General features: G+C 63.6%; 17 protein-coding genes and 4 pseudogenes. 9 read left to right on the forward strand and 12 right to left on the reverse strand.

Annotation, left to right across the window (positions count from 1 at the left end):
* The first annotated feature begins 20 nt into the window (after positions 1–20).
* The 4 genes and pseudogenes from BW990_RS11225 to BW990_RS22260 form a co-directional block, all read left to right on the forward strand.
* Complete coding sequence (locus BW990_RS11225; protein ID WP_234990225.1) at positions 21–1508, forward strand: alanine/glycine:cation symporter family protein; 1488 nt, start codon at positions 21–23, stop codon at positions 1506–1508.
* A 173-nt stretch (positions 1509–1681) separates the two neighbouring features.
* Positions 1682–1984: a hypothetical protein gene (locus BW990_RS21345; protein WP_143526156.1), complete on the forward strand. Its 303-nt coding sequence runs from the start codon at positions 1682–1684 to the stop codon at positions 1982–1984.
* A 32-nt stretch (positions 1985–2016) separates the two neighbouring features.
* Positions 2017–2775, forward strand: a complete 759-nt coding sequence (locus tag BW990_RS11230; RefSeq protein ID WP_234990226.1) for a DUF5765 domain-containing protein — start codon at positions 2017–2019, stop codon at positions 2773–2775.
* 310 nt (positions 2776–3085) lie between these two features.
* Positions 3086–3376, forward strand: a pseudogene (locus BW990_RS22260) (integrase); the annotation flags it as partial.
* Here BW990_RS22260 and BW990_RS22110 read toward each other — a convergent pair.
* The 4 genes from BW990_RS22110 to BW990_RS11240 all read right to left on the reverse strand — a co-directional run bounded on the left by BW990_RS22110 (position 3348) and on the right by BW990_RS11240 (position 4421).
* Positions 3348–3554: a hypothetical protein gene (locus BW990_RS22110; RefSeq protein WP_200798043.1), complete on the reverse strand. Its 207-nt coding sequence runs from the start codon at positions 3552–3554 to the stop codon at positions 3348–3350. The pseudogene BW990_RS22260 and the gene BW990_RS22110 overlap by 29 nt on opposite strands.
* Before the next feature lie 105 nt (positions 3555–3659).
* Entirely contained in the window at positions 3660–3872 is a 213-nt protein-coding gene (locus BW990_RS21845; protein ID WP_159441632.1) for a hypothetical protein, read from the reverse strand.
* 88 nt (positions 3873–3960) lie between these two features.
* Positions 3961–4098, reverse strand: coding sequence for a hypothetical protein (locus BW990_RS21850; RefSeq protein ID WP_159441633.1), 138 nt, complete (start codon positions 4096–4098; stop codon positions 3961–3963).
* Positions 4099–4130: 32 nt separating this feature from the next.
* Entirely contained in the window at positions 4131–4421 is a 291-nt protein-coding gene (locus tag BW990_RS11240) for a putative quinol monooxygenase (RefSeq protein ID WP_076448128.1), read from the reverse strand.
* 104 nt (positions 4422–4525) lie between these two features.
* Here BW990_RS11240 and BW990_RS11245 point away from each other — a divergent pair, with 104 nt between their 5' ends.
* The gene (locus BW990_RS11245) at positions 4526–5422 is read left to right on the forward strand and encodes a LysR family transcriptional regulator (protein WP_076448129.1); all 897 of its coding nucleotides are present in this window, start codon (positions 4526–4528) and stop codon (positions 5420–5422) included.
* A gap of 507 nt (positions 5423–5929) precedes the next feature.
* Here BW990_RS11245 and BW990_RS11250 read toward each other — a convergent pair.
* Positions 5930–6937 carry a LacI family DNA-binding transcriptional regulator gene (locus BW990_RS11250; RefSeq protein ID WP_076448130.1) on the reverse strand — a complete coding sequence of 336 codons (1008 nt, stop codon included), beginning with the start codon at positions 6935–6937 and terminating at the stop codon, positions 5930–5932.
* Between the two features lie 406 nt (positions 6938–7343).
* On the opposite strand from BW990_RS11250, the pseudogene BW990_RS22455 reads away from it, so the two are divergent.
* The 3 pseudogenes from BW990_RS22455 to BW990_RS11260 all read left to right on the forward strand — a co-directional run.
* Positions 7344–8123: pseudogene (locus BW990_RS22455) on the forward strand (extracellular solute-binding protein); the annotation flags it as partial.
* Between the two features lie 9 nt (positions 8124–8132).
* Positions 8133–8321 (forward strand): annotated as a pseudogene (locus tag BW990_RS22115) (D-lyxose/D-mannose family sugar isomerase); the annotation flags it as partial.
* Between the two features lie 3 nt (positions 8322–8324).
* Positions 8325–9616, forward strand: a pseudogene (locus BW990_RS11260) (glycerate kinase type-2 family protein).
* Positions 9617–9867: 251 nt separating this feature from the next.
* Here the strand turns inward: BW990_RS11260 and BW990_RS21355 are convergent.
* Entirely contained in the window at positions 9868–10104 is a 237-nt protein-coding gene (locus BW990_RS21355; protein WP_143526157.1) for a hypothetical protein, read from the reverse strand.
* On the opposite strand from BW990_RS21355, the gene BW990_RS11265 reads away from it, so the two are divergent.
* A complete protein-coding gene (locus BW990_RS11265; RefSeq protein ID WP_076448168.1) occupies positions 10103–11254 on the forward strand; it encodes an amidohydrolase in 1152 nt (383 codons plus the stop codon). The two genes, BW990_RS21355 and BW990_RS11265, sit on opposite strands and share 2 nt — an antisense overlap.
* A 104-nt stretch (positions 11255–11358) precedes the next feature.
* Here the strand turns inward: BW990_RS11265 and BW990_RS11270 are convergent, their stop codons facing one another.
* From BW990_RS11270 to BW990_RS11295, 6 genes are read right to left on the reverse strand one after another with little or no spacing between them, the layout of a single operon-like run.
* Positions 11359–13281 (reverse strand): beta-galactosidase, encoded by a 1923-nt coding sequence (locus tag BW990_RS11270; RefSeq protein WP_076448132.1) that lies wholly within the window; start codon positions 13279–13281, stop codon positions 11359–11361.
* 36 nt (positions 13282–13317) lie between these two features.
* Positions 13318–14421, reverse strand: coding sequence for a galactokinase (galK, locus tag BW990_RS11275; RefSeq protein ID WP_076448133.1), 1104 nt, complete (start codon positions 14419–14421; stop codon positions 13318–13320).
* On the reverse strand, positions 14418–15467 hold the full coding sequence (locus BW990_RS11280; RefSeq protein ID WP_076448134.1) for a UDP-glucose--hexose-1-phosphate uridylyltransferase: 1050 nt from the start codon (positions 15465–15467) through the stop codon (positions 14418–14420). The genes galK and BW990_RS11280 overlap by 4 nt, the downstream gene beginning before the upstream one ends.
* A 17-nt stretch (positions 15468–15484) precedes the next feature.
* Positions 15485–16486 (reverse strand): UDP-glucose 4-epimerase GalE, encoded by a 1002-nt coding sequence (galE, locus tag BW990_RS11285; protein WP_268794333.1) that lies wholly within the window; start codon positions 16484–16486, stop codon positions 15485–15487.
* Between the two features lie 52 nt (positions 16487–16538).
* Complete coding sequence (locus BW990_RS11290; RefSeq protein ID WP_076448136.1) at positions 16539–17597, reverse strand: ABC transporter ATP-binding protein; 1059 nt, start codon at positions 17595–17597, stop codon at positions 16539–16541.
* Entirely contained in the window at positions 17585–18427 is an 843-nt protein-coding gene (locus BW990_RS11295; protein WP_234990227.1) for an IclR family transcriptional regulator, read from the reverse strand. The genes BW990_RS11290 and BW990_RS11295 overlap by 13 nt, the downstream gene beginning before the upstream one ends.
* Between the last annotated feature and the right edge of the window lies 1 nt (position 18428).

Here is an 18428-nt window from a genome sequence, read left to right on the forward strand (position 1 = left end):
TCGTTCGATACCACCATAAGTTGAAGCATGATTTTATTGAGGATTTTGAGATGGGTTTTCTGGACACGATATTCGGGGCGATCAACGATCTGACCTGGGGCTGGGCTCTTATCCCGTTTCTGGTCGTTCTTGGCGTTTTCTTCACGGCGGCCAGTGGGTTCGTACAATTTCGCTTCTTCAAACGGATGTTCAACGTTCTGTGGGGCAGCGACGAGGACAATGATCCGACCAAGATCAGTGCCCGCGAAGCGCTTTTCGTGTCCGTGGGCGGACGCGTTGGTGGAGGGAACATCGCTGGGGTTGCCGTGGCAATCACTGCCGGTGGCCCGGGCGCGGTGTTCTGGATGTGGGTCATTGCACTCATCGGGATGTGCACCGCGCTGGTCGAGGCGACGCTGGCGCAGCTATACAAGAGAACCGATGAAAACGGTGACTATCGGGGGGGACCCGCGCGGTCGATCATCCATGGGCTTGGCGAGAACTATCGCTGGCTGGCCACGATCTACGCGGTGTGTCTGATCGCGTCCTTCGCGATCGGGTTCAATGCTTTCCAGGGCAACACCGTGGCGGGTGCAGCGCTTGACTCGATGCAGATCCCCCGGCTTTGGACCGGGATCGCGCTGGCTGCCGTGACGGGACTGATCGTCTTTGGAGGTATCCACCGGATCGCGAAGACCGCGGACGTCATCATCCCCATCATGGCCATCGGGTATATCGGCATGGCGCTGCTCGTGATCGTGCTGAATATCTTCGAGCTGCCGCGTGTGCTTTGGGATATTGTCGCCAACGCATTCGGCTGGCGCGAGGCGGTCGGCGGCGGCATGGGCGCAGCCATCGCACAGGGTCTGCGCCGCGGGCTCTTTTCCAACGAGGCGGGGCTCGGATCCGCACCGAATGTCGCGGCCACGGCATACGTCAAGCACCCGGTAAGCCAAGGAATAACACAGAGCTTTTCCGTCTTCATCGATACGATCTTGATCTGCTCCTGCACGGCCTTCGTGATCCTTCTGGCGGATGTTTATACACCCGGCGCCGAAGGCATCGATGGTGTGGCTTTGACCCAGCAGAGCATGGTCGAACACGTGGGCAGCTGGGCGCAATACTTCCTGACTTTTGCAATCCTGCTCTTTGCGTTCTCTTCGATCATGTACAATTACTATCTGGGCGAGAATGCGCTCACCTTCATGACGCAAAACCCGTCAGCCGTATTGGTGTTGAGATTGGCGATCATGGGCATCGTCTTTCTCGGCGCCGTTGCACCCGGCGCAACGGCAGTCTTCTCCTTCTCCGATCCGATGATGGGTATTCTTGCTGTGGTGAACCTGCTCGCCCTGATGATGCTTTTCCCGATCGCGATGCGCGTCATTAACGATTTTCGAGCGCAATTGGCGGCGGGTGTGGCAAGGCCCGTCTTCGACCCGGCGCAGTTTCCGGACTTGGACACGGATCCCTCCGCATGGCCCGATGCACCCGGCAAACGCGCGCCATCGGAGGCGGCGGGCGCGTAGCCTTCAGGACGATCTGAACCCGCGGCCAAGCGATCGCGAAGTATCTCGGGAAGCCAAGGTGCATTTGACCTTGGCGTCTGGCGGGGTTTGTCATCATCCAGATCTGGCGTTGCGGCCCGCAACACCTTTCTTGAGCCGGATCGTACGCAGTAAGATGTGTCGGTACATGGTTGTTGGCCGGCGATGTCGAAGAAAGTTCACTGTCGCTCGGCCTTCCTCTTGGCCGCGATGTCGCCCGGTCCTGCCGTTCACCGCTTTTGACGCCGCCGCTCCGCCGCATCACGGAAGCGGCCATTCACGCAAAGCGCGGTGTGATCGGCCAGTTAGAGGTCGGGAACGTCTACTTTGATGGCCTCCGCTTCAGATCGACGAATGTCGTGTCCCAGTACTTTTCCGGCTTTTCGTACAGTAGGCCGCACGATGGTGATGGTCCGAAAAGCTTTTTGAACAAGCCAGCCTGCGCGGCCTTTCAGTGAAATCGGACTTGCTGCCATATGACCTTGCTAACTTGTCCAACCTTGCGGCACGGTGGGATGAAAAAGAGGTATTTGCCATGTGCTGGAGCGCAACGGCATCCGTCGGAATGGTTGCACTGGGCGGCGCTGCGCTTGCGGTGACAGCGATGCGTGGCGAGCCGAAAGCAATTTGGGTCACTCTGGGTTTTTTTACCGCAATGGAGGATTTGCAAGCCGTTGGATATTCAGTCGTGGATGAATGTTCGAATCCAGCAAACCAATCAATTACATTGCTGTCCTACTTGCACATTGCCTTTCAGCCGCTGTTCATCAACGCATTTGCGATGGCAATTGCGCCATCCCCGGTGCCGAAATGGCAGTCACGCTGGGTATATGGCCTTGCCGCACTCGCCACAGGGGTCATGCTGCTCAAACTGGTTCCGCTACAGGCGCTCGGCACTTGCACACCAGGGTCGCCACTTTGCGGACCGCGGATTTGCCTGATCTCAGGCGACTGGCACATTGGCTGGATTTTACCGCTCAACGGTTTTCTGGAAGGTATCAGCTCGACCTTTGGTATCGACATCTGGTTCCCGGCGTATTTTGTTGCCGTCTTTGCCTTACCGCTCTGGTACGGCGCATGGCGCTTCGTGTTGTTCCATTTGCTGATTGGACCATTCCTTGCTTTTACGCTGACGACCAATCCGAATGAACAACCCGCAATATGGTGTCTGTTCTCGGTCGGAATCATCTTGGTTTCGCTTAGTCCGTTTATCAGGGTTCGGGTGATGGGTGCACATCAGCCAGCGTGAAATTCATCAAAAAACCAGTTTCCATCAAATCTGCCCGGGATGATCATAACGCTCAAGGAACACCTGCTGCCAAGAGCTGCGACAGACGTCTCCTGTGCTCAGCCAGCCTTACTATTCCAAGGCCGCTTTCAGCTGCCTGACTGACTTCGGAGCCATGCTCAGCATCTGCGACTTCGGGCTCCTTCCAGACCTTCTCTTCGGGCGCACCTTTCGGTGTTATGCTCTTTTGCCAACGTCGGGTTGGCGTTGAGGCAGGGAGTGGCGGATCGGAGTAGCCGCCATGACAATTGTGCCCTTACCTGCCATTTGAGCCTGCAGACCCGCTTGGAACAAAGGCCGTTCATCGGCCAGAAGCGACCCTTGATGCCCAAGCACGTCTGGGCCATTCGCGTTCGTCTTGAGATCGACGAGAACCACCGGGAATCTGGCTCTCTTCAACGTCACCATCGACAGCAAACTGCGAGGGTGTGATCCGGCAAAGTTCAAGCTGGCCGACGTCTTCGCGTCCAGGCAAATCAAGCAGCGCATTTCGGTCATCCAAAGCAAGACACAGAGGCCAGTGCGTTTCGAGATCACGAAGCACTTCCGAAAGCTGATAAAGCTCCTTCCCGTCCCGGAAGCCGCCTGCTGAAGAAGATCAGGCACACGTGCGGCAAATCTTGGACGAAAGGCAACTCGTCTGCCGAGCGGAGTTTTTCAACGGAATAGGTCAATACCGGACATTCACGCTCCTTGCCGGCACTGCGATGCAGCGTCCCGAAAGCGGCGATTGGCGACATCGTGGAACACCGGTAACCTTGCGAAGTTCGGCAAAGCGGAACGGAACTGCATCTGGCGAATTCCGCGACTGGCAAGGAAGCATTGCTGAAACTCGAAGATGAGAGCTACCCTGTTGCCGGCAGATCGCAAAGAGGCGGCGTAGGTAGCGCGTCTCCAAGTCGGTGTCTCGACGCGAGGCCGCGCAGATCAGATTGCTCGTGGTCCGAGTTTAACTCTGCGACGTGCGTCTCAAGCAGCAGCATTTCCGCGGTGCGGTGCGGCGCAAAAGCCTTGGTGGCGTGGCATTGTCGAGAAAAGCCGATGAGGTGAATGCTCATGGATCAATTCCAGTTCTGTCTTTAGGAAATAAGAGGACGGTCCCGGCGCCCAGGCGCCGGGCCTTTGGCTTCGCGCAGGCAAACGTGTTCAGGCGCGGGGTGATCTGCCCCACAGGCGGCGCAGCCACGCGCGCAGGTCGATTGCCATCTGTGCGGACCCGGCATTCCGGAGTGCGGTCAGGCCGGTCGGATGCAGGGGCGCTGCGGGATTGCGGAGTTCGGACATGTTGCGCCCTCCTGTAGGCGATATTGCCCGGATCATTCGATCTGGGTCATTTCGTTGAGGGTGAATTCCGCGACCGCGCCATCGGTCGCCGCAATATAGGCCGCGAGGTGCGGGGCGCTCATGTGCTCCTGCCACAATTCGCGGCTTTCCCAGTTTTCATAGAAGGTGGAATGGGCCGGGTTCTCGTTGTCCTGGTGCAGATCGTAGTTGATGCAGCCCTTTTCGGCGCGGGTGATCGGGATCAGCTTCAACAGCTCGGATTTCACGAGGTCGATCTTGTCTGCATTCGCATGGATGTTTGCGACGATGGTCAGCTTGGTCATGGTGTCACCTCTCGGGGTTTGAACTTTGTGAACTGGAAGTTAGCTGTTTGCCATGACCGGATAAACGATCCATTATCGGATAAATAATCCGGAAAAACCGCTTAATGCTCATAGACAACATTCGCCTGTTCCAGGTCATCGCCGAGAAGGGCACCCTTGTTGCCGCTGCCCGCGAAACCGGGCTGTCGGCCACCACCGTTTCGGAGCGCCTTGCAGCGCTGGAGGCGCATTACGGCGTTGTGCTGTTCAATCGGACCACACGCTCGCTCAGCCTGACCGAAGAAGGGCGGACCCTCCTCGATGGGGCAAAGTCGGTGCTGGCCGAGATCGAAGATCTCGATACGCGCATCAGGCATGGCGCGGATACGCTTTCGGGGCCGATCCGCATCAGTGCTCCCGTCGATCTTGGACGCAGTATTGTGTCCGACATCGTCGAGCGATTTAAACAAGACCATCCCGCGATTTCGGTCGAGCTGTCCTTGTCAGACGGCTATGTCAATGTCGTGGGTCAGGGCTTTGATCTTGCCCTGCGGTTCGGAGCAATCACCGACAGCTCTCTGCGTACCCGCAGTATCGGTCTTTATCGCCGGATCGTTTGCGCCGCGCGATCCTATCTGGAGCAGCACGGCACCCCGCAAACGCCGCAAGAGCTGGCGCAGCACAACTGCCTGATCATGAGATTCGGCGCAAACCTGGACAATGTCTGGCGCTTCGGAAACGGCGCATCGGCGCAGGAGGTCACGATCCGCGGGGACAAGGTGGTCAATGATGGCTATCTGGTGCGCCGCTGGGCTTTGGCCGGCCACGGCATCATTCTGAAGTCCGAGCTTGATGTACGGCAGGACTTGGCAACTGGCCGGTTGGTGGCCCTTCTGGAAGACTTCGCCGCGGCGCCAAACCCTTTACAGATCATGTTTCCTCCGGGACGCGCCCAACCTCGTCGGGTCGGCGCATTGGCGGACGCGATCAGGGCTGGCATTCGCTCGGCCGCTGGCGATTGAACGAAGCAGTCCCGGTCATGCGGATATCAGACCAGGAGCGCAGCATCGGCGGTTATTTGCTACGTGCCCCGAGGAGACCGGGCGCGTTTCTGAATACGAGAGTGGTGACTCCGCGCCTTCACCATGGTCGGCCGGAATGGCCGGATCGCGCATCACCATCTTTTCGCGAACTTGCTGCGCCGGCGAGAGGCAGCGACGGCGGTATCGAAAACGGGACTGAAGATTACCAGCGGCACGGCCGCATGGAGTGTTCCTATGCCGACACCGGGTCGGCGATAGCGTGGCGTTCGGCAGAACGGAGGAAGCGCCATGGCTTCCTCAAACCTTCCTGCCACTCGAGCCTGCCGTGCGGCTTGGAAAAAGGGCGGAATCGTCGGCCAAAAACGACCGCTCATGCCATAGCGCGTCCGGGTGAAGCTGAGCCGAAGAAGCAATCGTGTGCTTACTCGCTGGCACACGTCCGCCGAAGACTTCCGGTGCCGCAGTCGAAGGGCGCGATCTCCGCCTCTAGCGGGCGGGCGCGCCAGTCGTTCCTCGGACTGTGAGCGTCGCGGAAACCTCGGTGATGCTGGCAGGTGCATTGGGATCGCGGATGCGCTCCAGAAGCACGCTGGCCAGCTTCATGCCCAGACGCTTGGGACAGACGGCCATGGTCGTGAGCGGGGGAATTGCGAGAGCCGCGTCGTCGATATCGTCGAAACCCACGACCGAGACGTCCCGTCCAGGGGTCTGCCCCGCCTTCATCAGCGCGATGCAAGCTCCGAGCGCAACCATGTCGCCGTTGCAGACCACCGCGGTGACGTCCGGGTGGGCATGACATAACGACTGCATCGCCTCCATACCTTCGCGCCGGCCATCCGGTGAGGGCCAGACGAGCGGCGGGCCGAGGCCGAGCTGCGCCATGGTGGATCTGTAACCCTCGATCCGTCGCTCGCGGACAAAGGACATGTCCGTGCCGCCGAGATACGCGATACGGGTATGACCGAGTTCGGCGAGGTGGCGCGTCGCCTCGGTCGTCGCCTCGGCGTTGCGGATGCCGACATAGTCGAAGCGGTTCGACGCCGGGCGCAGGAAGGCGACGGTCGGAATGCCATGCGCCGCCAGCAGGTCGGAGGTTTCCGGCGGCGTACCGAAGGCCGGCACCCACATGAGCCCGCCGCGGCCATGCCGGATGAACACCTCGATATGGCGGAATTGCCGCTCCGGGTCGTCCCGGCCATCGAGCAGCGAGACCAGGTATCCCTCGTTCTCCAGAAGATCGACGGCACCGCTCACGACCTCTGCGTTGAACGGGTTGGCAAAATTGTTCAGCACGAAACCGATCTCGCGGCGCTCGCCCGAGCGCATCGACGCGGCGCGTGAGTCGGGCACATAATGCAGCTTCTTCGCCGCGCGCATGACCCGTTCGCGGGTTTCATCCGAGATCCGTCCGGTGCCGCGCATGACCTGGCTGACAGTCGGGATCGAGACACCGGCCTCTTTCGCCACGGTTCCGAGGGTCGGTTTGGTTTTCATGGAGCATATCCGATATATCGTTATCTCAATTTAGCCCCTCATCCCTTGGGGAATTCAAGGGAAAATCAGCCTTCCTGAACAAATACTGCCGTTGCGATGCGTTTTCAGAACAAAAATACTCTTGACGCAAGGTATAACGATATATCAATGCTGCGTATCACTCGAGCGCGTCGCTTCGCACCTGCCCGAGTGCCGGGAGATCGCGGCTGCTCAACACGGCAACGCGGATACCGTTTTTCGGGCGCCGGAACGCGCCGGCCAATATCTCTGGGAGGAGATCATGAACTTGAAATCAAAACTCGCTTTCGCAGCATCCGGCATCGCCCTTCTGTGCAGCGTCACCGCCGCCCAGGCAGAGGTGCTGTTCTGGTCGACGCAGGCGCGCCCCGCGGAAGAGGCGCAGGCCATGCGCCAGCAGGTGCTGAGCGGCTTCGGCCCCGGCGTCGACTACCAGCCGAACGAGGACGGCCCCTGGCTTACGCGCCTGCAAGCGGAGGATCAGGCCGGCACCGGTTCCATCGGTGTGCTGGGCGCGCTGCACGGCAACTTTTCGGCCATCGATCCCGACACGCTTGTCGACCTTGACGGCATCGACGCCTCGATCTCGAGCGAGACCTTCGCCTCGCTGGCCAAGCTCGGCACGGATTCCCTGCAATACATGCCGTGGATGCAGGCCAGCTACATCATGGCCGCCAACAAAGAGGCGCTCGCATACCTGCCGGACGGGGCCGATATCGATGCGCTGACCTATGACCAGCTGATCGCTTGGGCGGCCAACGTCCATGAGGCCGAAGGCACCCCGAAATTCGGCTTCCCGGCCGGGCCGAAGGGTCTGAAGCACCGTTTCTTCCAAGGCTATCTCTATCCCTCCTACACCAATGGCGTGGTGCGCACCTTCGCTTCGGCAGAGGCCGTGACCGCATGGGAGAAGTTCCGCGAGCTTTGGCAGCACACCAACCCGGCCTCGACCAACTTCGCCTTCATGCAAGAGCAGCTCTTGTCCGGCGACGCCTGGATCGTCTTCGACCACACTTCGCGCCTGGCGCAGGCATTCAACGAGCGGCCCGACGACTTCGTGGCCTTCCCGGCGCCCGCCGGACCCGCCGGACGCGGCTTCATGCCGGTGCTTGCAGGCATGGCGATCCCCGAGACGGCACCTGACAAGGACGAGGCCCGCGCGTTGATCGAATACATGCTGATGCCCGGCGATTGGCATGCGTTCTGGGGTGAAGGCGGCGATGTGCTGGTGGGCGAGGTCTCTACCGTCAACGACGATGAGACCGACAACATCTTTCGCGAACCCATCGGCCGGTTCGCGACGATCGAGGAGGACAAAGACCCTGTGCACCTTCTGGTCAGCGACTACGCGACCTGGCTTGCCTGAGCCATGTCCGACCGGCCTTTCGATCCGCGCGATCTGCTGACGCGCCTTTTCCGGCGCGCCGTCGCCGTCGCGGACCCGATGCAGGTGGTGCCGGCGCATCTGCCCGACCGGCCCGCCGGGCGCCTTGTGGTGATCGGCGCGGGCAAGGCGAGCGCGCGTATGGCCGAGGCCGTCGAGTCCGCGCTCGGTCCCTGCGAGGGTCTTGTAATCACGCGCTACGGCTATGGTCGGCCCACGCGCGGCATCGAGATCGTCGAGGCCGCCCATCCGGTGCCCGATCAGGCGGGGGTTGCGGCCACCGCGCGGATGCTCGATCTCGTGGCGGGACTTGAGGCGGACGACACGGTGCTCGCGCTGATCTTGGGTGGCGGCTCGGCGCTTCTGTGTGCGCCGGCGGACGGCCTGTCGCTTGAGGACAAGCGCGCGGTCAACGCGGCACTTCTGGCATCGGGCGCACCGATCGGTGCCATGAACGTGGTTCGCAAGCACCTGAGCCGCGTGAAAGGCGGGCAGCTTGCCGCTGCGTGTTATCCCGCGCGGCTGGTCTCGCTGCTGATTTCTGACGTGCCCGGCGACGATCCGGCCGAAATCGCCTCGGGCCCCACAATGGGCGACCGCTCCACACCTCGGGACGCGCTCGAGATCCTCGCGCGCCATGACGTCGACTTGCCCGAGGCGGTTTGCCGGGTGCTCGGCGCGGGGTCAGGCTTTGTGGCACCAGAGGATCCTAGGCTCGCCCGGGCGGAGACCCGGATCGTCGCGGCGCCCTCGCAATCGCTCGGCGCGGCGGTGGATGAGGCCCGGCGCCACGGGATCGATGTGCGCATCCTCGGTGACGCGATCGAGGGTGAGGCGCGCGCGGTGGCCGCAGAGCAGGCGCAGATGGCGATGGCGCTGCGCGCGGAGGCCCGCGACCGAGGAACGCCGATCCTGCTTTTGTCGGGCGGCGAATGCACCGTCACCCGACGCGGCGACGGCGTCGGTGGGCCGAACGCCAAGTTCGTGCTGGCGGCGGCGCTGGCGCTCAATGGCGCGCCGGACATCGACGTGTTGGCCTGCGACACCGACGGCGTCGACGGCGCTGCCGAGGTCGCGGGCGCCTATGCCGGTCCCGACTCCCTGGCCGTGGCCCGGGCATCGTTGTTGTCGATCCCCAAATGGCGCTCGACAACAACGATGCCCACGGGTTTTTCGCGGCCATCGACGGCCAGATCGTGACGGGACCAACCCTGACCAACGTCAACGACTTCCGCGCGATGCTGGTCTTGCCTCCGGAATGGGCGGGTTGGTCGTAGCTCTCGGCGGGCCGCAGATCGACGCGCACGGCACTGAGCGAGTTGCTGCGAAGGCAGGAACGCGTCTCGAAAACGCGGCATGATTGCTGATAGAGCTGCGAATGTCGGGAAGCTGCAATGCAGCCGGGGGTCCGCCAAGCGATCAAACTCACAGAGGCCGAGCGCATGGGCTCGGCAATACCGACACTGCCACGTTGAACGACCGACCTCCGGGAAGAACCTCCGCGCTAAGCGGCAAGCGCAGTCCATAGCTAGCAGTGATGCGCTAGCCCGCATGCTGCATGGTCGCCCTTCAGACCGTCCATCGGCGCTTTTCTCGGGACAATCATCCCGAGAACGGTGCGACGGGATTCACGGTTTTCCGAAAGCTTTTTCCATAAAGTCCCTTCCAAAAGCCATTTCCAGCGGATCATTGGTTGCGCTGAAGAAGGCTGACGCTCACCAGTCACATCAATGACTGGAATGACGGAGAAGGCAGGATACACCATGCTTACAAACCTGGACCTGACGGAACTCGTCGACTTCCGTCGCGAGCTTCACCGCCATCCGGAATTATCCGGGGAAGAGGTGGAAACAGCCAGAAGAATCGCTGACGCGCTGCAAGGCTTGTCTCCATCCCGCATAGTGACGGGTTTGGGCGGCCATGGTGTGGCGGCTGTCTTCGAGAGCGGCATGGACGGCCCGACGGTCCTCTTTCGTGCTGAACTCGACGCATTGCCGATCGAGGAGCGCAATGACATCTCCTGGTGTTCTCTGAACCCCGGGAAGAGCCATGTCTGTGGCCATGACGGCCACATGACGATGTTGCTGGCCCTGGGGCGCTTGATATCTCGTCAGCCGGTCGCGCGCGGCCGTGTCGTTCTCATGTTCCAACCCGCCGAGGAAGACGGAAGCGGCGCCCGGGCGGTGGTTTCCGATCCTGCGTTTCAGGGCATTCAGCCGGATTGGGCATTCGCCATTCACGTCGAGCCGGGCCGTCCGTTTGGATATGTCGCGACCCGCCCCGGGCTGATCAACTGCGCCTCGATGGGGTTGAGGATCGGCCTCTCCGGCAAGACCGCCCATGCCGCAGATCCTGGCGATGGCCTCTCTCCGGCGCGGGCTGTTGCCGAGTTGATCCCCGCCTTGGAGGCGCTTGGGCAGGACGGACCGCTGGATGACGACTTCCGGTTGGTCACGATCACCCATGCGAGAATTGGCGAGCCCACCTTCGGCGTGTCGCCCGGCGAGGCCGAGATCTACGCGACGCTCCGGACCGCGAGCGATGCGCAAATGCAGGGACTGGAGGCCTCGGCCCGGCAGCTTGCGATTTCGGTGGCGCAGGATGCCGGGCTCGGCGTGGCATTCGACGTCCGCGACAACTTCGCCGCTTCCGTCAACGATCCCGACGCCTACGACGTGGCGAAAACCGCCATGGAGGCACTCGGTGTTCCCTTTGGCGATGTAGGGGTCCCGATGCGCGCCTCCGAAGACTTCGGAGTGTTCGGCAGGAACGCCAAGGCAGCCATGCTCTGTCTGGGGCCTGGCGAGGACCATGCCGCACTCCACAACCCGGATTACGACTTTCCCGATGACCTGATCCCCATCGGCAGCGCGATCTTCGAGCGCATCGCGCGCGACTTGTTGGGGAGCGCTTAGATACCGAAGGATATGCACGTTCTCTTTGGCGGGAGGGTTTGGACATTTGCCCGTCACCGTGGCGACCATTCCCGATCTGTGCCAAAGCCGCGGGCCATCGGTACCTAGTCCCGCGCTTCCCGCGTCACAGAAAGCGGCGGCAGGGTCCTGCCCTCGACGTCATGAGCCTCTGTTCCATAATTGAACCAGAACCGATGAGCGCCTGCGTCGCGGCAACGCACGCTTTCGTGCAGGTCGAGACATGCAAGACCCGCGCGGTCGGACGCCACATGGATGAGCCGCCGCATCGCGTCGGGATCGAGCCAGCCTGCGACGTAGATCAGGTGGCCTTGGGCGACCACGACCGCCTCGCCCTCTGTCGTGGTCTCCAGCACCTCGGCGTCGGTTTCCAGGATCTCGCGGTAGCTGCGGATCGTGCCGCCGCTTTCCAGCGCGACGGGCGTGTCGGGGCGCAGGCTTTCCACGTGGGAGACGGTGGCATCGAGCCCCGGCAAGGCCGGCGGCAAGGGCACCGGGATGCGCATGCTGCCATCGCGCGCGGCGCTGCGCGGGCCGAGCAGCAGCACCGCGCCGCTGGCCGCCAGCGCGGTTTTCAGCGCCTCCGGCATATGCATCAGCCCGGGCGCGGCGATCAGTTTGTACTCGCTCAGCGCGTCGGAATCCGGCGGCAGGATATCCACCGAATGCCCCGCCCGGCGCAGTGCGCGGTAGGTGTCGAAGACCAGCTCGAAATAGCTGAGCCCCGCGCCATGCGGCTGGATCGCCCAGGCCCATTCGGCGTCATAGTCGAAGATCAGCGCAACGGGCGCGCGCGTATGGCTCACCTCCGGTGCCTCGGCCAGTTCCGCCGCGACCTGCCGCGCCTCCACCAGGCCCTGCGCCTCAACGCTGTCGGGGCGCAACAACCCGGCATGCATCTGCTCCTGCGCCATGGGCGCCTGCCGCCAGCGGAAGTAGCACACGGCCTCCGCCCCGTGGGCGAAGGCCTCCCAGGACCAGAGCCGCACCATGCCCGGCAGGGGCGCGGGATTGTAGGGCGCCCAGTTCACCGGTCCGGGCTGCTGCTCCATCACCCAGAGGCGGCCGCGCCCAACGGCGCGGTAGAGGTCGTGATGGAAGGCCTGGAAATCCGGATCGCCCTGGCGGGCATAGAGACGCTGCTGCGCGACAGTCGCGGGCACCCGGTCTTCGAGAAAGCCCAGCGGATAGCTGTCCCAGGACGCGATATCGAGGTCGGCACCCACCTTGTAATGATCGAAGTCGGTGACCCGCCCCATGTAATTATGCGCGATGGGCGTGCTGGAATGGGCGCGGATGATCTCGGTCTGCAGGCGGTTGAACGCGACGACCTGATCCGACGCGAAGCGCCGGAAATCGAGAACATGGCTCGGGTTCGGTTCGGTCACGGTCAGGTTGGGCAAGTCGATATCGTCGAAATCCCCGTATTCCATCGACCAGAAGACATTGCCCCAGGCGTCGTTCAACGCGCGGATATCGCCGTCATTGGAGGGCCCGGGATAGCGCGCCCGGAGCCAGCCGCGAAACGCGCGCCGCGCGGCATCGCTGTAGGAGATCGTGGTATCGTGGCAGCCATATTCGTTGTCGGTCTGCCAGGCGGCGACATGCGGGTTCTGTCCGTATCGCGCGGCCAGCTGCGTGACGATCTTGGCGCATTCGGCCTTGTAGCCTTCATGGCTGAAGCAATAGTGCCGGCGCGAGCCGAACTTGCGCGGCCGCCCGTCGGAATCCACCGCCAGCATGTCGGGATGCCGGTCGATCATCCAGCGCGGCGGCGTGGCGGTGGGCGTGCCCAGCACCACGCGCAGCCCCGCCGCCCCCAGGACCGCGATGGCCTCGTCGAGCCAGTCGAAAGCGTAGCGGCCGGGCTCGGGTTCGAGCCGCGACCACGCGAACTCCCCGATCCGGACCCAGGTGAGGCCGGCCCCGGCCATGCGGCGCGCGTCGTCCTCCCAGATGGCACGCGGCCAGTGCTCGGGGTAGTAGCATGTGCCGAGGGTGCGCTTCATGTGGTGTGCTCCCGGTCCTGCATGTCTCGTCCCGCCTCAGGTCGCGGCCAGGACCCGCGCCCTGGGGAATTCCGCGGTCAGAACGTCGGCCACCTCGGTCACCTTGTCATCGGCGATGAGGGCCACGATGGAGCCGCCGAAACCGCCGCCGGTCAGCCGCGCGCCGATCGCGCCGCCCGTCAGCGCACCCTCGACCAATTGGTCGATCTCGGTCAAGGAGACGGCGTAGTCGGCGCTTTGCGAGCGGTGGCTGGAAACCATCAGATCGGCAAATGCCGCGGCGTCGCCGGCCTGCAGCGCTGCCGCACCCCGCTGCACGCGGTCATTCTCGGTCACGATGTGCCGGGCGCGACGGTCGAGCGGATCGGGCAGCGCCGCGATCCGGTCCAGGTCGTTCAGCGACAGATCGCTCAGCACCGCGACCCCCAGCGCCGCGCAGGCCGCCTGGCATTCGGCGACGCGGGTCGCGTAGCCGCCATCGGTGAGCTTGTGCGTCGCGCCGGAATGCACGACGAGGAAGCTGTGCCCGTGGGGCAGCGGCACCGGTTCGTGCCGCAAGGTCCGGGTGTCGAGAAACAGCGCCTCGCCGACCGCGCCCACCGACACGGCGAACTGGTCCATGATGCCGCAGGGCATGCCGACGAATTCGTTTTCGACCCTGCGCGCCAGCCGGGCCATCTCCACCGGGTCGGTGTCGGTGCCGAACAGGATGTCGGCGATGCGCAGGGTGCAGACCTCGATCGCGGCGGAACTCGACAGCCCCGCCCCCATCGGCAGGTTGCTGGCCACCATCGCGGTCAGGCCGTCGCCTGCCCCGAGACCCGGCGCGTTGCGGAAACTGCCGAGCACGTAATCCGACCAGGTGTCGTTTGCGCGCTCGCTCAGGTCGCGCAGCGCCTCGCTGTCGAAATTGGCGCTCGCCACGCGCAAGCTGCCCGACGGGCCGCCCCGTCCCGCCGCCATCGCCGTGCCGAGGCGGAGCGGCATGGGCAGGACGAAGCCCCCGTTATAGTCGGTATGTTCGCCCAGAAGATTGACGCGGCCCGGCGCGAAGGCCGTGGCGTCGGCAGGCATGCCGAAATGCGCCACATAGGCCGCGCTCACTTGGCTCAGCAGGTCGCCCGCCGGGTCGTCGCTCATTCTTCCGGCCCCATCTTGTAATGCACTTCCGATTGCGCGCGCAGCCGCTCCGCCGCGGTTTCGGCGGTCAGGTCGCGCTGCGCCTCCGACAGCATCTCGTAGCCCACCATGAACTTGCGCACCGTCGCCGAGCGCAGAAGCGGCGGGTAGAAATGCGCGTGCAATTGCCAGTGGCCGTGATCGCCCGCGTTCATCGGCGCGCCGTGCCAGCCCATCGTGTAGGGAAATTCCGTCTTGAAGAGATTGTCGTAGCGGGTGCAGAGGCGCTTGAGCAGATCGCCCAGCGCGTCCCGCTCCGCGCCGGTCAGATCGGTCAGCCGCAGGACGTGACGCTTGGGCAGCACCATCGTCTCGAAGGGCCAGATCGCCCAATAGGGCACGACGGCGATCCAGTGATCGTTCTCGACCACCGTCCTCGCGCCATCGGCGCTTTCGCGCGCCGCATAGGTGACCAGCAGGTTGGCGTTGTTTTCTTGCAGGTAAGCGCGCTGGCAATGATCTTCGCGCGCCACCTCGTTGGGGATGAAATCGCTGGCCCAGATCTGGCCGTGGGGATGCGGGTTGGAACAGCCCATCACGGCGCCCTTGTTCTCGAAGATCGCGACCCAGTCGTGGTTTTTGCCGAGCTCCTCCAACTGTTCGGCCCAGAGGTCGATCACCCGGCGGATGCTCTCGCGCGGCAATTCCGGCAGCGTGAGGTCGTGGCGTTCGGAAAAGCAGATCACCCGCGCCGTGCCGCGCGCCGTCTCGGCCCGGAACAGCGGGTCGTCACCGGTCTTGCCCTTGGTGGTGTCGCTCAGCAGCGCGGGGAAATCGTTGGGAAAGACGAAGGGGCCTTCGTAAGTCGGGTTGACGACGCCGTTGACCCGCGTGTTGCCGGAGCACAGGAAGCAGTCGGGGTCATGCGCGGGCTTTTCGTCCGAGGCCGTCTCTTCGGTCTGCCCCTGCCACGGCCGCTTGTTGCGGTGCGGAGAGACCAGCACCCACTCGTCCTTCAGCGGATTGTAGCGGCGGTGCGGATCTTCGGTGAAATCGGGCTCTGCCATTGCATCCTCTCTGCAGGCTATTTCGCGAACGGGCCGTATTTTGGGGCGCGATGCCAGTTCCAGGCGGTCTCGATGATGTCCTCGATATCCGGGGTAGCCGGTGCCCAGCCCAGCGCCTCCCGCGCATGGCTGCTGTCGGCCACAAGAACCGCCGCGTCGCCCGCGCGGCGCGGACCGATCCGGTAGGGGATCTCGCGATTCTTGCCAATCACCCGGGCGGCGGCGTCCAGCACCTCCTTGTTGGAAAAGCCGTTGCCGTTGCCGAGGTTGAAGACATGCGCGCCGGGATGGGCGTCCATGTAGCCCAACGCCTTCAGATGCGCCGAGGCGATGTCGTCGATATGGATGTAGTCGCGGATGCATGTGCCGTCGCGGGTGTCGTAATCGTCCCCGAAGATCTCGAGCCCGTCGCGTTCGCCCAGCGCTGCGAGAAGCACGTTGGGCACAAGGTGGGTTTCGGGGTCGTGCGCCTCGCCGATGTCGCCCGACGGGTGTGCGCCTGCGGCGTTGAAGTACCGAAAACAGACGGAGCGGATGCCGAAGGCGTGCCCGTAATCCTCGAGCACCTGCTCGATCATCAGCTTGGACCGGCCATAGGGATTGAGCGGCGCCTTGGGATGATCCTCGGAGATCAGCTCGGTCTGCGGATTGCCGAAGATCGCGGCGGTCGAGGAAAAGACGAACCGGTCCACGCCGGCCACGCGCATGGCATCGAGCAGGTTGAGCGTGCCGGTCACGTTGTTGCGGTAGTAGAGGTCGGGCGCCGTGACCGATTCCCCCACCGCGATCAGCGCGGCGAAATGGTAGACCGCGTCGAATTCGTGCCCGGCAAAGAGCGCCGCCAGCGCCTCCCGGTCGAGCAGGTCGCCCCGGATCAACGGCACGTCGCCGACGGCTTCGGCATTGCCCTGCGAGAGGTTGTCGTAGACCACCACGTCGTAATCGTTCGCCAAAAGCTGACGCACCATGTGGGAGCCGATGTAACCGGCGCCGCCACAGACCAAAATCCTGGCTTTCAAAGGACTGCCTCCCTGGCTTTGCATCCGCCCCCGGTGCGGGCGCGGGATATCGTCAGCGAATGCGGGCTTCGGTGTCCGCGTCGAAGAGGTAGGCGCGACCGGGATCGAAACTGAGCGAGACCCGCGTGCCGGGGGCCGCCCGGTGATCGCCGCGTTCCTCGACGATCAGCCGCTCGCCGGTATCGGCCTGGATGTAATCGTAGGAAACGCCGCCCAGCGCTTCGGTCAACTCGATCGACAACGCGTCGCCCTCGGTCACGTCCACATGTTCCGGCCGGATGCCGAGGATCACCTTGGTGCCCGCCGCCGGCAGCGTGACCGGCACCGCCACCGAGGTCTTGAGCGCGGGCACCTCCACCTTGCCATCGGCCGTGACCACGGCGTCGAGGAAGTTCATCGCCGGCGAGCCGATGAAGCCCGCGACGAACTTGTTGTCCGGATCGCGGTAGAGATCGAGCGGCGCGCCGACCTGTTCGATCCGGCCCAGCCGCAGAACCACGATCTTGTCGGCCAGCGTCATCGCCTCGACCTGGTCATGGGTGACGTAGATCATCGTCGCGCCGATATCGTTGTGCAGCCGCGCGATCTCGACCCGCATTTCGACGCGCAGCTCGGCATCGAGATTGGAGAGCGGCTCGTCGAAGAGGAACACCTCCGGGCCGCGCACGATGGCGCGCCCGATGGCGACGCGCTGGCGCTGGCCGCCCGACAATGCCGCGGGTTTGCGCGCGAGGAACGGATCGAGCTTCAGGATACGGCTCGCCTCGGCCACCTTGGACTTGATCTCGGCCTTCGGATGGCCGGTCATCTTCAGGCCGAACCCCATGTTCTCCTCGACCGTCATGTGCGGGTAGAGCGCGTAGGTCTGGAACACCATCGCCACCCCGCGTTCCGCCGGGTCCATGCGGGTCACGTCGCGATCGCCGATCTCGATGCGGCCCTCCGTGGTCTCTTCCAGCCCGGCGACCATGCGCATCAGCGTGGACTTGCCGCAGCCCGACGGGCCGACGAAGACGCAGAATTCGCCATCCTCGATCTTCAGGTCGACCCCGTGGATCACCTGCACGTTGCCGTAGCGTTTGACGACCTTGTTGAGCGTTACTCCGGACACGAGCTGTCCCCCCTTGCATCCCAGTTTGCATTCCGATCCGGAAATCGCCATTCCGCCGCGTCGCGGGCAATGATCGCGGCGGTGTTCTGCATATCCGGGATATGGCTCTTGAGTGTGTCGAGGTCGGTCCGCCGGTCGCCCGCATGAACGCCGATGCCGCCGAGCAGCGCACCGCCCGGCGACAGGATGGGCACCGCCACCCCGATGATCCCGCGCACATGCTCCCCGTCCTCGATGGCGTAGCCGCGTTCGCGGATTTTCGCCAGTTCGGCCCGCAGCCGGTCCGGATCGGTGATCGTGGCGTCGGTCAGGGGATGAAAGCTCTGCATCGTCAGCGCGTTCTCGCGCGCATCGTCCGGCAGGCTGGCGAGCATCGCCTTGCCGACGGCGGTGCAATAGGCGGGATAGACCCGGTCGACATCGTGAAAGACCCCGGCGATGACATCCGGCGTGCCGCGTTCGAGCGAGACGCATTGCCCGCCGTCGAGCTTGGACAGGTAGGTGGCCAGTTCGATCTTCCGGGCCAGCGCATCGAGATGCGGCCGCGCCACCGGCGCGATCTGGAAGTTGCGCCACGCCACCTGCGCCAGCCGCACCAGCCGCACACCGAGGAAGTAGACCCGCCGGTCGGGGTCGTAGCTGAGCATGTTCTGGTCTGTCAGGGTCTGCAGGAAGCGGTAGAGCGTCCCCTTCGGCAGGTCGCTGGCCGCCTGTATCTCGGAGGCGCGCACCGGCCGGCCGAGACGGGCGATCACGTCGAGAACGCCAAGCGCCTTGCCGACGGTGCCGGAGCCGTCGTTTTCGCGCTGCGAATTCTTCTTGTCAGCCAAA

The organism is Roseivivax lentus (genome assembly GCF_900156805.1).
In the GTDB taxonomy this organism is placed as follows: domain Bacteria; phylum Pseudomonadota; class Alphaproteobacteria; order Rhodobacterales; family Rhodobacteraceae; genus Roseivivax; species Roseivivax lentus.

Bases quoted from the DNA above. Each gene is read 5' to 3' on its own strand.
- BW990_RS22110 (WP_200798043.1), bottom strand. From the start codon at position 3,554: ATGTCGCCAATCGCCGCTTTCGGGACGCTGCATCGCAGTGCCGGCAAG.
- BW990_RS21845 (WP_159441632.1), bottom strand. From the start codon at position 3,872: ATGAGCATTCACCTCATCGGCTTTTCTCGACAATGCCACGCCACCAAG.
- BW990_RS21850 (WP_159441633.1), bottom strand. From the start codon at position 4,098: ATGTCCGAACTCCGCAATCCCGCAGCGCCCCTGCATCCGACCGGCCTG.
- BW990_RS11240 (WP_076448128.1), bottom strand. From the start codon at position 4,421: ATGACCAAGCTGACCATCGTCGCAAACATCCATGCGAATGCAGACAAG.
- BW990_RS11245 (WP_076448129.1), top strand. From the start codon at position 4,526: ATGCTCATAGACAACATTCGCCTGTTCCAGGTCATCGCCGAGAAGGGC.
- BW990_RS11250 (WP_076448130.1), bottom strand. From the start codon at position 6,937: ATGAAAACCAAACCGACCCTCGGAACCGTGGCGAAAGAGGCCGGTGTC.
- BW990_RS11265 (WP_076448168.1), top strand. From the start codon at position 10,103: ATGCTTACAAACCTGGACCTGACGGAACTCGTCGACTTCCGTCGCGAG.
- BW990_RS21355 (WP_143526157.1), bottom strand. From the start codon at position 10,104: ATGGTGTATCCTGCCTTCTCCGTCATTCCAGTCATTGATGTGACTGGT.
- BW990_RS11270 (WP_076448132.1), bottom strand. From the start codon at position 13,281: ATGAAGCGCACCCTCGGCACATGCTACTACCCCGAGCACTGGCCGCGT.
- galK (WP_076448133.1), bottom strand. From the start codon at position 14,421: ATGAGCGACGACCCGGCGGGCGACCTGCTGAGCCAAGTGAGCGCGGCC.
- BW990_RS11280 (WP_076448134.1), bottom strand. From the start codon at position 15,467: ATGGCAGAGCCCGATTTCACCGAAGATCCGCACCGCCGCTACAATCCG.